This is a genomic window from Halalkalicoccus jeotgali B3, from assembly GCF_000196895.1.
Classification (GTDB): domain Archaea; phylum Halobacteriota; class Halobacteria; order Halobacteriales; family Halalkalicoccaceae; genus Halalkalicoccus; species Halalkalicoccus jeotgali.
The window spans coordinates 420,561-434,275 of sequence record NC_014297.1; the positions used below are offsets into that span (position 1 = coordinate 420,561).

The 13,715-nt window shown below is 66.3% G+C and carries 16 protein-coding genes and 1 pseudogene; 9 read left to right on the forward strand and 8 right to left on the reverse strand.

Features of this window, described 5'->3' with window-relative positions; genetic code table 11:
* Positions 1–12 precede the first annotated feature (12 nt).
* The 3 genes from HACJB3_RS02145 (at position 13) to HACJB3_RS02155 (ending at position 1,456) form a co-directional block, all read left to right on the forward strand.
* A complete protein-coding gene (locus tag HACJB3_RS02145; RefSeq protein WP_008418423.1) occupies positions 13–225 on the forward strand; it encodes a hypothetical protein in 213 nt (70 codons plus the stop codon).
* Positions 226–274: 49 nt separating this feature from the next.
* Complete coding sequence (locus HACJB3_RS02150) at positions 275–874, forward strand: class I SAM-dependent methyltransferase (RefSeq protein WP_008418420.1); 600 nt, start codon at positions 275–277, stop codon at positions 872–874.
* Positions 875–1,207: 333 nt separating this feature from the next.
* Complete coding sequence (locus HACJB3_RS02155) at positions 1,208–1,456, forward strand: acetyl-CoA carboxylase (protein ID WP_008418418.1); 249 nt, start codon at positions 1,208–1,210, stop codon at positions 1,454–1,456.
* 28 nt (positions 1,457–1,484) lie between these two features.
* On the opposite strand, the gene HACJB3_RS02160 is transcribed toward HACJB3_RS02155, so the two are convergent.
* Positions 1,485–2,987 (reverse strand): amidase, encoded by a 1,503-nt coding sequence (locus HACJB3_RS02160; protein WP_008418416.1) that lies wholly within the window; start codon positions 2,985–2,987, stop codon positions 1,485–1,487.
* A gap of 43 nt (positions 2,988–3,030) precedes the next feature.
* Here HACJB3_RS02160 and HACJB3_RS19910 point away from each other — a divergent pair, with 43 nt between their 5' ends.
* Entirely contained in the window at positions 3,031–3,174 is a 144-nt protein-coding gene (locus tag HACJB3_RS19910) for a hypothetical protein (RefSeq protein ID WP_008418414.1), read from the forward strand.
* 24 nt (positions 3,175–3,198) lie between these two features.
* Here HACJB3_RS19910 and HACJB3_RS21175 read toward each other — a convergent pair.
* Positions 3,199–3,294, reverse strand: a pseudogene (locus HACJB3_RS21175) (helix-turn-helix domain-containing protein); the annotation flags it as partial.
* Positions 3,267–3,761, reverse strand: a complete 495-nt coding sequence (locus HACJB3_RS02165; protein ID WP_008418410.1) for a bacterio-opsin activator domain-containing protein — start codon at positions 3,759–3,761, stop codon at positions 3,267–3,269. The gene HACJB3_RS02165 and the pseudogene HACJB3_RS21175, both read right to left, overlap by 28 nt.
* A gap of 302 nt (positions 3,762–4,063) precedes the next feature.
* On the opposite strand from HACJB3_RS02165, the gene HACJB3_RS02170 reads away from it, so the two are divergent.
* Positions 4,064–4,825, forward strand: coding sequence for a LamB/YcsF family protein (locus tag HACJB3_RS02170; RefSeq protein ID WP_008418408.1), 762 nt, complete (start codon positions 4,064–4,066; stop codon positions 4,823–4,825).
* A gap of 5 nt (positions 4,826–4,830) precedes the next feature.
* Here the strand turns inward: HACJB3_RS02170 and HACJB3_RS02175 are convergent, their stop codons facing one another.
* Together HACJB3_RS02175 and HACJB3_RS02180 are read right to left on the reverse strand one after the other, a co-directional pair.
* Positions 4,831–5,802, reverse strand: a complete 972-nt coding sequence (locus HACJB3_RS02175; protein WP_008418406.1) for a 5-oxoprolinase subunit C family protein — start codon at positions 5,800–5,802, stop codon at positions 4,831–4,833.
* The gene (locus tag HACJB3_RS02180) at positions 5,799–6,701 is read right to left on the reverse strand and encodes a 5-oxoprolinase subunit B family protein (protein ID WP_008418403.1); all 903 of its coding nucleotides are present in this window, start codon (positions 6,699–6,701) and stop codon (positions 5,799–5,801) included. Before HACJB3_RS02180 ends, HACJB3_RS02175 begins: the two co-directional genes overlap by 4 nt.
* A 141-nt stretch (positions 6,702–6,842) precedes the next feature.
* Here HACJB3_RS02180 and HACJB3_RS02185 point away from each other — a divergent pair, with 141 nt between their 5' ends.
* Positions 6,843–8,177, forward strand: coding sequence for an acetyl-CoA carboxylase biotin carboxylase subunit (locus HACJB3_RS02185; protein WP_008418401.1), 1,335 nt, complete (start codon positions 6,843–6,845; stop codon positions 8,175–8,177).
* Between the two features lie 30 nt (positions 8,178–8,207).
* Here HACJB3_RS02185 and HACJB3_RS02190 read toward each other — a convergent pair whose 3' ends face one another.
* The 3 genes from HACJB3_RS02190 to HACJB3_RS02200 form a co-directional block, all read right to left on the reverse strand.
* A complete protein-coding gene (locus HACJB3_RS02190) occupies positions 8,208–8,480 on the reverse strand; it encodes a hypothetical protein (protein WP_008418399.1) in 273 nt (90 codons plus the stop codon).
* Positions 8,477–9,682: an O-antigen ligase family protein gene (locus HACJB3_RS02195; protein WP_013199341.1), complete on the reverse strand. Its 1,206-nt coding sequence runs from the start codon at positions 9,680–9,682 to the stop codon at positions 8,477–8,479. Before HACJB3_RS02195 ends, HACJB3_RS02190 begins: the two co-directional genes overlap by 4 nt.
* 84 nt (positions 9,683–9,766) lie before the next feature.
* Complete coding sequence (locus HACJB3_RS02200; protein ID WP_008418396.1) at positions 9,767–10,273, reverse strand: OsmC family protein; 507 nt, start codon at positions 10,271–10,273, stop codon at positions 9,767–9,769.
* A 111-nt stretch (positions 10,274–10,384) separates the two neighbouring features.
* Here HACJB3_RS02200 and HACJB3_RS02205 point away from each other — a divergent pair, with 111 nt between their 5' ends.
* The 3 genes from HACJB3_RS02205 (at position 10,385) to HACJB3_RS02215 (ending at position 13,669) form a co-directional block, all read left to right on the forward strand.
* Complete coding sequence (locus HACJB3_RS02205; protein ID WP_008418394.1) at positions 10,385–11,665, forward strand: MFS transporter; 1,281 nt, start codon at positions 10,385–10,387, stop codon at positions 11,663–11,665.
* Between the two features lie 73 nt (positions 11,666–11,738).
* Complete coding sequence (locus HACJB3_RS02210; RefSeq protein ID WP_008418393.1) at positions 11,739–12,152, forward strand: Lrp/AsnC family transcriptional regulator; 414 nt, start codon at positions 11,739–11,741, stop codon at positions 12,150–12,152.
* Positions 12,153–12,199: 47 nt separating this feature from the next.
* On the forward strand, positions 12,200–13,669 hold the full coding sequence (locus tag HACJB3_RS02215) for a hypothetical protein (RefSeq protein ID WP_008418391.1): 1,470 nt from the start codon (positions 12,200–12,202) through the stop codon (positions 13,667–13,669).
* The last annotated feature ends 46 nt before the right edge of the window (positions 13,670–13,715 follow it).

Consider the following 13,715-nt stretch of genomic DNA (forward strand, 5'->3'; position numbering starts at 1 on the left):
TATATAATTTACATGAGTACGACGTCGAACGGACCGACCAGCTACACTCATTCGCGCGAGTTCACGTACGACGGCTATCGGATCCGGCTGCGGATCAACGACGATCGGATGAGCTATACCGCGGTCGCCTCTCGCGATGGTGAGGTGGTCTCTCGGCTGTTCGATCTCGGGCCCGAGGCGGCCGGGTGGTCACACTCGACGCTCGCCAGCCTGATCGTCGAGTGAGGCGCGGGCGAGTCGCCGTGGCTTTAGGCGAGCGTCCCGTTCTCTCCCCGTGAACCCGAACGACGTCAAGCGCCAGTGGGCCGAGCGCTCGGGCGAGTATTCCCCCGAGTACTACGCCTACTACGGGCCCGACGAGGCGAGCGAACTGCTCCGGCGCACGCTCGCTTCGTACTTCGGATCGGACCCGGCGATCCTCGAACTCGGCTGTAGTTCGGGTCGCCACCTCGCACATCTCCACGAACACGGCTTTTCGGACCTCTCGGGCGTCGAGATCAACGACGAGGCCGTCGCCGTGATGGAGCGGACCTACCCCGAACTGGCCGACGACGCGACCGTGTACGTCGACGCCATCGAGGACGTCCTCGCCGGCTTCGAGGACGACCGGTTCGACGCCGTCTACTCGGTCGAGACCCTCCAACACATCCACCCGGACAACGCGTGGGTGTTCGAGGACGTGACACGCGTCGCGAGCGACCTGCTACTTACGGTCGAAAACGAGGGCGACGGGGAGGAGTCGGTGAACTACGTCCGCGACGAGTTCCCGCTGTACTACCGCGACTGGCGCGCCGTCTTCGCCGAGTTCGACTGTCGAGAGGTCGAGTCCGAACGCCTGAAACGTGACACGTTTCGAGCGTTTCGACCGGCGTAGTCCGCCGGTATCGCCTTCTCTGATACGATCCCGGTCGTCCACCGTTCCTGTAAATTTCTATATACTAGTGCGAAATACTAAATTTGCAGGATACGTATTGTGAAGCGAATAGCACTATGAGAACCCACTCAGAAGGCCACTGTCCCGCCTGCGGCGAGCCCCTCCGATTCCGACCGTGTCTCAACTGCCAGCGGCCCGGACGACCCCCCATTCGTAGTAGCGAGTGAGTCGCCGGTCGGACCGCCGAACCGCACCATCGGGGACGTTCCTCGAACGGTTCCCGAGCCGATACGAAGAGAAAACTATACTTCCCGAGGGGTCCTCCTCGGACCAATGACGGACACGACGACGATCCAAGCGCCGATGCCCGGCGTGTTCTACCGCCGCTCCGACCCCGAGAAGCCACCTCTGGCCGAACCCGGCGATCGGGTCGAGGCGGGCGAGACGATCGCCCTCATCGGCGTGATGAAGAACTTCAACGACGTCACGACGGACGTTTCGGGCACCGTCAGCGAGTTCCTCGTCGAGAACGAGGCCGAGATCAAAGCCGGCGACGACCTCGTCGTCATCGACCTCGAGTAATCGCTCGGTTTCACCGTCCGCCGCGGACTCAGTTTTCGAGCGCCGGCGCGGTCTCGGGTGGCCGACGAGGAGCCACCACCCGCTCGTAGGCGGCGGCCAGCCCCACCAGCGTCGCTTCGTCGTAGGGCTTGCCGATGAGTTCGACGCCCACCGGCAGGCCCTCCTCGGTGAGGCCGGCCGGCATGGACACGGCACAACAGCCCGACTGGGAGGCGATGACGGTGTTGGTCGGGAACGTCAGCGTATCGAGTTCGCCCGCTTCGATCGAGGCCGCCGTCGGCGGAACGACCTGCACGTCGGGACACAAGAGTACGTCCAGATCGTGGTCGGCATAGACTGTGAGGATCGACCGCTGGAAGGCCATCTGGGCGGCGACGCGCTCCCAGTAGTCGGGTTCGTCCTCGGGGTCTTCGGGGCCGTCCTCCGCGATACCGATCAGGAGGTCGAGGATCTCGTGATACTGGCCCGAGTCGTACAGTTCCGCGACCGAGTCGACCGGCGCGTCCTCGCGGGCGGCGAAGAAGTCGTTGAGGTCGCGTTTCGACTGGGCGATATACAGCGAGGTCCGCTCTATGTGTTCGTCAAGTGAGGGAATATCGACGGGATCGACGATCTCGGCTCCCGCCTCGGCCATGGTGTCGATAGCCTCGTCGACGAGTCGGGTGACTGGGCCGCTGTCGGGGTCATCGGGATCGCCGAAGGCGTCCCGCAGAACGCCGATCCGCGCGCCGCCGAGGGCGTCGGGATCGAGCGCGTCGGCGTAGGAGACGCCCTCGACGAACTCGGTGACGGCGGTGTACTCGTCGGACGGGTCGTAGCCGACGGCCACGTCGAGCACGGTCGCGAGGTCCGTGACTGTTCGCGTCATCGGCCCGGGGGTGTCCTGCGAGACGACGAGCGGGGACATCCCCGTCCGGCTCAGCAAACCGGGGGTGACGCGGATCCCGAAGAGGTTGTTGTAGGCGGCGGGCAGACGGATCGATCCACCGGTGTCCTCGCCGATCCCGACAGTCGCGAGGTTCGCGGCGACGGCAGCGCCGGTCCCGCTGCTCGATCCGCCGGGATCGCGATCCAGCGCGTAGGGGTTTTTCGTCCGTCCAAGCACCGACGAGTACCCGAACCACGAGGTCGCCCAGTCGGGCAGGTTCGTCTTCGCGAGGACGACCGCCCCCGCGTCCCGCAGTTCCTCGACCAGCGTCGCGTCGGCGCTCGGCTGGTAGTCCGCAAACGCCTCGGAGCCGAACGTCGTCCGCACCCCGGCCGTCTCGACTTGATCCTTGATCGCCACCGGGATCCCGTGAAGCGGGCCGACGAGCCCCTCCGATTCGAACGCTTCGTCGAGTTCCTCGGCCCGCTCGACGGCGTGTGGGTTCACGGTGACGACCGCGTTGAGTTCCGGGCCGTTTCGGTCGTATGCCTCGATCCGCTGTTCGTACTGCTCGACGAGTTCGCGACACGTGAGCGTTCCCGCCTCGTAGGCGTCGTGGATATCGGCGACCGTCGCTTCGGTGATCTCGAATTCTTGTGCCATTGGTACTCGAACGAGAGACTCCGCCGACCCGATTAAGCGTATTGTGTGGAAAACGGAACGTATCGCCGCCGGACGGGACCGGGCGAGCGGCGACCGGCTCGACGAGCAGGCCGGCTCACTCCTCGGGCGGCGTGATGAGAACCTCGTTCTCCGCGAGCGCCCTGTGAGCCCGTCGGAACCGCTTTGAGAGCGCCTGTGGCGAGATCCCGAACTTCTCGGCCAACTCGGCCGATGTCGTTTTTCGGGGCGTCTCGTAGTAGCCCGATTCTAGCCCCGCGATCAGCGTCTCGCGCTGTGTCTCCGTGATCGAGGAGTGCGATTCGGTCGTCGGGGACGATGGGTGATACAGTCGCGTGAGATCGAGGACGAACTCGTTGTCGTCGATGTAGTCTTTGAACTATGTGAGGTCGTCTCCGAATCGAACCGTAACTGGAGTTCCCAGCGCTCGTCGCGTCCGGTCGCATCCAGCAGGACCGCGCCGGTTTCCGTGTACGCGTAGACGATCGACTCGACGTCCCGGATCCACTTCGCCCGATACAACACTGCACGGTCGAGTTCGTCGACCGTCCTGAGGTCTTCAACCGATGGGTCGTCTCTCGCCGCCGCCTCGAACGCCTCCCGGTCCCCACCCGCCGTCCAGAAATACGGCATGATCTGATTGGGGCCGTGCGTGACGACGCGCTCGACCTCGACGACCATCCCGGGCACGTGGCATAGGGTGTCGTACAGTGCGAACTGTTCGGTCGGCACGGTGAATTCGGCGATGATGCTCATGGGTGAAGGGTGTCGATGATACCACCGTCTGAACACGAGAATATATAAACACGTTTCTCTATCAACCCGTTGGCTTTGGCTTGTTGATCGCGTATGTCCTAGTGAACGCCACCATGGGGACGGCGAGGGGAGGGGATATACGAACCTCCACTGCGCTCATGGTTCCCCGCATGGGGCGTTCGACGGGTGCCTCTGACACACCGCCCGTTTTCGAACCGTTCTCGATCGATAGCGACGCCTCGGCGAGGCCACCGGATCGCCTCGGACGAAAGCTATAGTGCGCCCCGTCGCGAGTCTCTCGCATGGTACGGGTCGACATCAACTGTGACATGGGCGAGAGCTTCGGGAACTGGGAAATGGGCCGCGACGAGGCGGTAATGCCCTACATCACCTCGGCGAACGTCGCGGGCGGCTACCATGCCGGCGATCCCCACGTGATGGACCGGACCGTCGCGCTCGCGTGCGAGCACGACGTGGGGATCGGGATCCATCCGGGACTCCCCGATAAGATGGGCTTCGGCCGGCGGACGATGGACGTCACCCCCGAGGAGATGACCGAGTACGTCGTCTATCAGTTGGGGGCGCTCGACGCCTTCGCCCGCGCGAACGGCACGCACATCCAGCACGTCAAACCCCACGGCGCGATGTACTCGATGCTTTCCGAAAGCCCCGAGCACGCCCGCGCAGTCATGGAGGGGATCATCGAGGTCAATCCCGAGATCGTCTATCTGGCGACCGATACCAACATCTACGAGGTCGCCCGGGAGTTCGACTCCCTGCGGGCGGTCTTCGAGGGCTACGTCGACCTCACCTATCGTGCGGATCGCAGCCTCATCGTCGAACGCAAGAAGGAGTCGCTCGACCCCGAACTCGTCGCGGATCGATTCGTGAGCATCGCCCTCGACGGCGAGGTCGAAGCCGCGGACGGCGAGATTATCGGCGTGCCCGCCGAAAGCATCTGTATCCACGGTGATACACCCAACTCCGTCGAGATACTCGAAGCGATCCACGAGCGGATCGCGGCCCACGACATCGAACTCGCGCCCCTCTCGGAGATCGCCTGAGTCGCCTACTCCAAGGCCTTTCGGATCGTCGCCAACCGCTCGCTTTGGTCCTCCCTCGCCGCCAGTGCCTCCTCGACCGTCACGGACTCGAACGAGACGGTGCCGTGGGTCGGGCGCTGGGCGAGACGATCCCGGTCGGGGCTGATGACCGTGGCGACCGTCGCGTAGCCCCCGCCGGTCACCGCATCGCGCATGACCACGATCGGCTCGTCGGGGACTTGGATCGAGCCGACGGGGTAGCCCAGATCGACGACGTTCGAGGGGTCCGGTCCGGCGCCGAAGGGCTGTTCGCGCTCGACGAACTCGATGTCGATCCCGTCGGTGAGCCGGTAGCCCACGCGGTCGGCCTCCGCGCCGACTTTCCACTCGGCGTCGAGAAACGCACGCTTGCACTCCTCGGTGAGCCGGTAGTCACACAGCCCCATCACGATCCGGATCGGGTCGTCCTCGCCGTAGCTCGGTCGATGACTCCCCTCGACTGCGCTCCCGGCCCGGTCGCTCCGGTCCCCGCTCTCCCCGAGCGCGAGCGAATCGCCCGCTTCGAGCGCCCGGCCCTCGTGGCCGCCCAGCCCGATCAAGGTGTACGTCGAGCGACTCCCCATGATCTCGGGGACGTCGATCCCGCCCGAGATGGCCAGGTAGGTTCGCGTGCCCTCGGTCGCGAACCCGAAGGCCAGTTCGTCGCCCGCCTCGACGGCGACCGCCTCCCAGGTGGGCATCGCCTCGCCGTTGAGCTCCGGGGACATATCGGGGCCGGTGACCGCGATCACCCGTTCGTCCCGGAACTCGACCGTCGGCCCCTGATAGGTGCATTCGAGGGTCGCCGCTCCTTCGGGATTGCCGACGAGGGCGTTGGCCACCTCGTGTGCGAACCCGTCCATCGCGCCCGAGGGCGGCATGCCGATGTGGTACTGGCCAAAGCGTCCGGTGTCCTGAACGGTCGTCGAGAGGCCGCCGTCACGGATTTCGATGCTCATTCGAGGGCCTCCACGAGTTCGTCGTTGTACTCGTAGGGTCGCTCGAAGAACTCGCCCGGGACGAACTCCGTCTGCTCGTACGTGTACTCGTAGGTCCCCGCCTCGACGCGCTCCCTGATCGCGTCGTACTCCTCGCGGTCGATCTGGCGGAATTTGATGATGTCGCCCGGATTGAGAAAGACCAGCGAGTCCTCGAAGCCCGGTAGCTCTTGCTTCACGTCGAGCACTTCGACGGGGGTGCGCCCGAACAGCTGGTAGCCGCCGGCCCCCGGAACGGGGTAGATCGCCGTAAACGCTCCCCCATAGCCGATCGCCCGGCTCGGGGTGTGGGTCCGCGGGGCGACGTATTTGGGTACCTCGATCTGCCGGTCGCGGGGCACCATCTGGAAGGCGAAGGGAAGTCCGGGGACAAAGCCCATCATCGTCACCATGTGTGGCTGGCCCGCGTGGGCCTCGATGAACGCCGCGACGCTCTCGTAGCCGTTGATCCGCGCGGAGTACTCGAGGTCCGTCGAATCGGGATCCTGATGGCGCTCCCGGAAGTCCATCAGCGCCTCCTCGGTCCACGGGTCCTCGTAGAGGACGGGGATCTCGACCACGCGGGTGTCCCAGCGGTACTCGGTCAGTTCGACCGATTCCTCGAGGTCCCGTAGCTCCTCGATCAGCGCGTCGGGGCGGAGGGTTTCGGGGTCGAACTGGATCAGATAGGAGGCGTTGGCCGGACAGATCTCGTTGACGCCGTCGAGATCGCGCTCGCGGATCTGCTGGGTGATCGCCATCGCCCTGAAGTTGGCGTCGAAGCTCATCTCCTCGGCCAACTCGACGAACACGTGATCGTCCCCGCCGTGCTCGTAGCGGACGTCGGTAAGCTCCGTCCGTCCAATGGTTGTTGCTGGCATACACCGAACCGGTTTCGGCGGTAAGGGTATATACTCTGCTCGACAGTCCGGTTGTCAGTCATCTTCCCGCTGACTGTACGCCGTGTCACCGACCGGCCCCACAACTGCGCGCTTATATCGCCGGTCCGCGTACCGCCGGTAATGTTCGAACGAGTGCTGATCGCAAACCGGGGAGAGATCGCCGTGCGGGTGATCCAGGCGTGTTACGACGCGGACGTAACGCCGGTCGCCGTCTACAGTGATACCGACGAGACGGCCAAACACGTCCGGTTGGCTGCCGAGGCCCACCACATCGGCGCGTCGGTCGCCCGTGAGAGCTATCTCGACCGTGAGGTCATCATCGGGGCCGCCCGGGAGACCGGCGTCGACGCGATCCATCCCGGCTACGGCTTTCTCGCCGAGAACGCCGCCTTCGCCGCCGCCGTCGAGGACAGCGAGTTCGCCTGGATCGGCCCGCCCAGCGACGTAATGAGCGACTTCGGCGAGAAGACCCGCGCGCGAACACTCATGCAGCGCGCGGACGTGCCGATCGTTCCGGGGACGACCGATCCCGTCGCCGACGCCGAGGAGGCGAGGGAGTTCGGCGAGGAACACGGCTATCCGATCGCCATCAAGGCAGAGGGTGGTGGTGGCGGACGTGGGATGAAAGTCGTCGGTGACCCCGAGGAGGTCGACGCGGCGTTCGAAGCAGCCCGCCGCGAGGGCAAGGAGTACTTCGACAACCCGAACGTCTACGTCGAGCGCTATCTCGACGACGCGCGCCACATCGAGGTGCAGGTGATCGCCGACACGCACGGCAACGCGATCCACCTCGGCGAACGCGACTGTACGCTACAGCGCCGCCAGCAGAAACTACTCGAGGAGACGCCCGCACCCGGCTTGGACGACGAGGAGCGAACGGACCTCTGCGAGGCTGCCCGCCGCGGGATCGCCGAAAACGACTACGTCAACGCTGGGACCGTCGAGTTCCTCTATCAGGACGGCGACTTCTACTTCCTCGAAGTGAACGCCCGGATCCAGGTCGAACACACGATCACCGAGGCTGTCACGGGGATCGACCTCGTCGGCTGCCAGCTACGGGTCGCCGCCGGCGAAAAGCTGCCCTACGCCCAAGCGGACGTCGATCCTCGTGGAGCCGCCATCGAGTTCCGTATCAACGCCGAGAACCCGGAGGAATCGTTCGCGCCGATGCCCGGCACCCTGGAGACGTATCGACCACCTCGCGGCTTCGGCGTCCGCGTCGACGACGGTGTGGACCAGGGCGACGCCATCAGCCCGTACTACGATTCGATGATCGCAAAGTTCGTCGTCACCGGCGCGGATCGCGAGGAGGCGATCCAGCGGGGACAACGCGTTCTGCGCGAGGCCGAAATCGAGGGCCTCCCGACGACGATCCCGTTCCACCGCGAGATGCTCGCAGACGAGGGCTTTCGCGCGAACGAGCACACGACGACGTACGTCGACGAGCTGTTTTGATTCCCCGTCGATCCCCTCACTACCGATAGGTTACGACCGCTCGTCGTGGCGCTCGGCCCGGTACCGGACCTCCCGACCGTAGCCGAAAGCCTCGCTCGGCGCGGTCGAGTCGTTACCGGCATCGCTCGCAGTAGCGACACTGTCGGCCCGCCTCGGGGTCGGGCGCCCGGCGAAGCTCGCGATCGTGTAGCCGACCGCAAGCGCCCCGAGAACCGACCCCGGGCCGAACTGATAGAGGGTGTAGCCCTCGAACAGTTGGTGGACGGCGAAGCCGACCGCGAGTGCGAGCATCCCGGCGTTCACACGGGCGTAGCGCAACCCCCGTGGACGATCGGGCCCAGCACGAGCACGCAGTAAGCGAGCCCGCCCAGCAGGCCGGTCCGGATCGCTATCGAGAGATAGGAGTTGTGTGAGGTGTAGGTCCCGACGGGATCGGGGAGGTACGGTTCGATGGCCTCCCGCGTCCCGACGATACCTTGCCCGAACAGTCCCGAGTCCCGGACGGTCGCCTCGAGCCCGGCCCGCCAGAGCGCGAACCGGTTCGCGGGGTCGATCGGTAGGACCGAGTAGTAGATCCCCACGAGAAACACCGGAACGGCGACGAGAACGGCGAGGAGCGCGACCGGGAGGAGCCGCCTGTCCGTGCTCGCGAGGGTGTAGAGACCGACGGCGATCGCGGTCGCGAGCATGCTCGCGCGGCTGTTCGAGAGGAAGAGCCCGAACGCCAGGATCGGGAGCGCACTCGCGGGGGCGAGTGCGAGAACCGACCGCGAGCGAAGCGCCCGGTGGGTCGCGACGGTGGCCGCGACGATCCCCGGAAACACCAACAGTCCGAACGAGTTCGGGTTCGCGAAGACCGAGCGCACGATCGGGAACTCCCGGTCGAGAAGCGGGAGCGTCGTCGTCCCGTCCCACGTACGGGCCTCGAACAGCCAGAGGCCGTAGTCGCCGACGACGAGCGTCGGCAGGGCGAGGACGACCGCGCCGGTCGCGAGTGCGGTCGTCGCCCACCAGACGGCATCGGCCGAGACGTACCGCGGGAGAACGAAGCAGTTGAACGCGAGGACGACCCCCGCGAAGACGGGAAAGAGCCCGAGTCCCGAATCCGCCGGGAACTCCCCGGCGTGATACAGGAAGATCGCAAACAAGACCGCGAAGGCGGCCAGATACGGTCCCGCGGCCGGGAGATAACTCGGGAGGTCGTCGCGTGCGAGGACGAACGCCAACAGAAGGACGAAGACGGCACACAGTTCGAGGATCCGCACGCCCAGCCCGCCGACGACCAGCACGATGAGGGCGGTGCCGAGCGCGAAGGTCAGGCCGACCTGCAGCGAGAACAGCGGCGAGATCCCCTCGTGGGCGCGAACGTCGTACTGGTTGAACGCGATGGCCGCCAGAAAGAGGTACGCGAGCACGAGGTGGATCGAGCTGAACCGATCCGTGACGGTCGCGAGGACGACCAGCCCGAGAACGGGCACCGCGAGGAGGTCGGTGAGCCTATCCACGGACGGCGAAGCGGTGACCACAGTCGGTTGATCGTTCGACACAGGGGTTCAAATAGCTGTGTGTGGGTCGTCGGCCGGAATGGCTTACTCGAAGGTCCAATCGGTCCCCATCGCGGGCGCGTTCGCGAGCGTCTGATAGACGACGCAGTACTTCTCGGTCGCGCGCTGGAGGGACGCGGCCGTCTCCGCATCGACGTCCCCCTCGACGGTGACCTCCATCCGGATCTCCTCGAACCCCACCGGGACCTCCTCGTCGATCCCTAGGGTGCCCCGCAGGTCCAGCTCCCCGCTGACCTCCGTCTCGATCGAGACGTCGAGGCCGAAGGCGTCGGCGACCGCCTGAGCGGTGAGCTGTGAACAGGCAGCGAGCGCGCCCAACAGCAGGTCGCCAGAGCACGCGCCGGTCCCCGGGCCCGCCGCGCCCTCGTGGAGTTCGGCCTCGTAGACCGCCCGCCCGATGTCGACGTCACACGACCGGACGTCGGCCTGCTCGCTGCCGGTCGCAGACAGCGTGATCCGGGCGGCATCGGGGTTCTCCGTGTACTCCTCTTTCAGCGGCGCCTGCTCCTCCTGTAAGGTACTGTCTACCATGCCCTTCGGGCTACGGCGGGATACTACTTAGTCGCTGGCGACGCCGACCCCGAAATCGGCGTCGGTCACCTCCTTCACAACGCTTAGGACCGGTCCGTGGGAGTGTCGGATGTGAGCGCCCTCTCGGACCCGACGAAACGCCGATGGCTCGCGTGGGGAGCGCTCGCGACGGTCTTTTTGCTCGTGAACCTCCACCGGCTCTCGACGGCGGTCCTCTCGGGGCGCCTGAGCGCCGGGTTCGATCTGACGGCCGCCCAACTGGGGACGCTTCACGCCTCGTTTTTCCTCGTCTACGCGCTCGTCCAGGTTCCGACGGGCGTGCTCGCGGACCGGGTCGGTCCCCGTCACGTCGGGTCGGCCGGTGCCGTGCTCTTGAGCGCCGGTGCGGTCGGGTTCGCGCTGGGCGGGAGCTACCCCATGGCGCTGTTCTCGCGGGCGATCATCGGGCTGGGAAGCGGCGTGATCTTCGTCTCGATCCTTCGATTCTGTGCGAACTGGTTTCGGACCGACGAGTTCGGGACCATGGCGGGACTCACCTCCGGCGTCGCCGGCCTCGGAGCGATCCTCGCGACGACGCCGCTTGCGGTCGCGGCCGCGACCGTCGGCTGGCGACGGACCGTGCTGGCGCTTGCGGCCGTCGGTCTCCTCGCGAGCGTCGCCGTCTACGCCCTCGCGCGGAGTTCGCCCGCCGCCGCCGGCCTCGACCCCATCGAGGGCGTTCCCGAACAGCCCTCGGTGTCGCTCGCCGGGACCGGGCGTCACCTGCGGACGCTCGCCGGCGACCTCGACCAGTGGCTGCTTTCCGCCGTCTTTTTCGCGGGAATGGGGACGCTCCTGACGCTCATCGGCCTGTGGGGCGTGCCGTATCTCGTGGTCGTCTACGGGCTGGACGTGACGACCGCGTCGTACTTCACCCTGCTGGGCTCGGTCGGGATGTTTATCGGGCCGCCCGCGATCGGCTGGTTCTCCGATCGGATCGAGCGTCGGCTGCTCCCCATGAGCGTCGGCCTCGCACTGTTCGCGCTCGCGCTCGGGGTCATTCCGGTCTTCGGTCGGCCGCCGCTTCCCGTCGTCGCCGGCGTCTACTTCTGTTGTGGGTTTCTCGTCGGGGCGGCGGTGCTCGCGCTGTCGGTCGTCAAGGAGCGCTATCCTCCGGAGGCGAGCGGGGTCGCCACCGCGACCGTCAACACCGCCGGGTTCGTCGGCGCGACCGTCTTCCCGACGGCCATGGGCGTGGTGCTCGACGCCTACCGGACCGGGGATGTGGTCGGCGGCACGGTCGTCTACACCGAGTTCGGCTACCGGGTCGCCTTCGCCATCGTCACCGGGGCGCTCGTCGTTGCGCTCCTGTGTTCGCTGTGGCTGTTCGTCCGGAATCCGACCCCCTCGTAGGTTCAGGCACTCGTGCCGGCGAGAGACCGGACAACCACCAAACATCCTTTATCGCTCATCCCGATCGGCAGGTATGGTCAGGGAGAAGGACGAGCGGCTCCTCCTCGACGAGATCGATCGGGGGATCCTGTACATGCTCCAGGAGAACGCGCGCACCACGACCCACGACGAGATCAGTGCGGAGGTCGGCGTCTCGCCGAGCACCGTCCGCAACCGGATCGGACAGCTCGAAGAGGCCGGGATCATCGAGGGGTACATGCCAAAGATCGACTACGAACGTGCGGGCTTCCCGCTTCACGTCCAGTTAGTCTGCACCGCCTCCTCCGAACGAAGCCAGCGAGCACAGGAGGCCCTGACGGTCAACGGTGTCGTGAACGTCCGCGATACGACCCTGCGTGATCCCGGTCGAACTGCAAAACCACAGCGGTTGTCCGCCGTCAGCATCCGCTCCTGTTCCTCTACAAATATCGCCGGATCGCCCGGATGAAGAGTCGTGTTACCAATACTCATGAGTGAGGGGCACGGAGGAGGGGTATGGAACCGACGGCGCTCGTTTACCGGACGCGACGCGAGGGGGTCCGCGACGAGTTTGACCGCCGGGTCGAAGCGCAGGCGGCGGTACTCCGGGAGGCGTTTGCGTCGGGTGCGTTCGACCCCGATTTCTCACTCGGACTCGAACTGGAGGGGTACACCGTCGATGCGGACGGTCGTCTCGCAGCCGTCCCTGAAGGGGTCTTCGGGTCGATCTGCGAGCGCGAACTCGGCCGGCACAACGCGGAGTTGAACACCCCGGCGACGGCGTTCACGGCCGCTGGAATCGACGCCCAGTTCGTCGCCCTCGACGAGCGCCTTTTCGGCCTCCGGCGGGCGCTCGCCGACGCCCGTCTGGGGTTTGTCACCGACGGGATGTGGACGATCCCGCCGCCCGAGGGTGCGAACACGTACCTGAGCGCCCGTCACGAGGAGGACGGGCGGGCGGTCTCGCCGAACATCGCGCCCAAGGCACGCTATCACGCGCTCGACGCCGACATCACCGCCGACGGCCCGGTCGAACTCGCCGTTCCGGGCTGTTCTCGACGGTTTCCGACGATCCTCGTCGAGTCGCTCGCGACCTCGATGCAGGTCCACCTGCAGGTCCCCACGGCCGAGTTCGCCAGCTACTACAACGCGGCGTTGCGGACCGCCGGGCCGGTGGTGGCGCTGGCGACGAACGCTCCCTTCCTGCCCGCCGACCTCTATACGGAGCCCGATCCTGCCGTCGTCCTCAATGGGCCGGCCGAACTCCGGGTTCCGGTCTTCGAGGCGATGAACGTCCACGAGCCGGGGAAAGTGCGCTTCCCGCGCGACGTCGACGGTCCGGGGGACGTCCTCGACCGACTGCTCGCAGATCGGCGCTGCGTTCCGTGTCTTAGCGAGTGGTTCGAGGAGAGCGAGGGGTTCGGGGCCGACTACTGGGAACTGCTCCACAAGCAGGGCACCTACTGGCGATGGATCCGCCCGATCTTCGGTCCCGAGGGGGTGCGAATCGAGTATCGGCCGTTGGCCGCCCAGCCGACGACCGCCGATACGGTCGGTTTCCTGGCGCTCGTCGTCGGCCTGCTCCACGGGATCGTCGCGAGCAGCCACCCGCTTCCCGACCTGCCGTGGAGCGACGCGCGGGACTCCTTTTACGCCGCGGCCGATGACGGAATCGACGCCCGACTGGCGTGGTTCACCCGTGAGGGCGAGAAGACGGCCGATTCTCGAGAGATCTATGACGACCTGTTCGCACTCGCCCGCGAGGGACTCCGAGCGCGTGGGGTCGCTCTCGACCGGATCGAGGGGCTGCTCGCTCCCGTCGAGGGGCGCTGGACCGAGCGGACGACGCCGAGCGTCTGGAAGCGCCAGCAGGTCCGCGAGCACCTCGCTGACGGTGCGGATCTCGGGACGGCCATCGAGAACACACAGCGGGAGTATATCCGGCAGGCGGCCACCGGTGACCCCTTCATCACGTGGCTGGAGTAACCACGAGACGAACGCGGGCGAGGAGTTATGTCGCCGGGTTCGGACG

What these genes read in the sequence shown, in the direction of transcription:
- HACJB3_RS02215 (WP_008418391.1), top strand. Translation starts at nt 12,200, where the DNA reads ATGGAACCGACGGCGCTCGTTTACCGGACGCGACGCGAGGGGGTCCGC.
- HACJB3_RS02155 (WP_008418418.1), top strand. Translation starts at nt 1,208, where the DNA reads ATGACGGACACGACGACGATCCAAGCGCCGATGCCCGGCGTGTTCTAC.
- HACJB3_RS02165 (WP_008418410.1), bottom strand. Translation starts at nt 3,761, where the DNA reads ATGAGCATCATCGCCGAATTCACCGTGCCGACCGAACAGTTCGCACTG.
- HACJB3_RS02200 (WP_008418396.1), bottom strand. Translation starts at nt 10,273, where the DNA reads ATGGTAGACAGTACCTTACAGGAGGAGCAGGCGCCGCTGAAAGAGGAG.
- HACJB3_RS02145 (WP_008418423.1), top strand. Translation starts at nt 13, where the DNA reads ATGAGTACGACGTCGAACGGACCGACCAGCTACACTCATTCGCGCGAG.
- HACJB3_RS02210 (WP_008418393.1), top strand. Translation starts at nt 11,739, where the DNA reads ATGGTCAGGGAGAAGGACGAGCGGCTCCTCCTCGACGAGATCGATCGG.
- HACJB3_RS02180 (WP_008418403.1), bottom strand. Translation starts at nt 6,701, where the DNA reads ATGCCAGCAACAACCATTGGACGGACGGAGCTTACCGACGTCCGCTAC.
- HACJB3_RS02170 (WP_008418408.1), top strand. Translation starts at nt 4,064, where the DNA reads ATGGTACGGGTCGACATCAACTGTGACATGGGCGAGAGCTTCGGGAAC.
- HACJB3_RS02175 (WP_008418406.1), bottom strand. Translation starts at nt 5,802, where the DNA reads ATGAGCATCGAAATCCGTGACGGCGGCCTCTCGACGACCGTTCAGGAC.
- HACJB3_RS02160 (WP_008418416.1), bottom strand. Translation starts at nt 2,987, where the DNA reads ATGGCACAAGAATTCGAGATCACCGAAGCGACGGTCGCCGATATCCAC.
- HACJB3_RS02185 (WP_008418401.1), top strand. Translation starts at nt 6,843, where the DNA reads ATGTTCGAACGAGTGCTGATCGCAAACCGGGGAGAGATCGCCGTGCGG.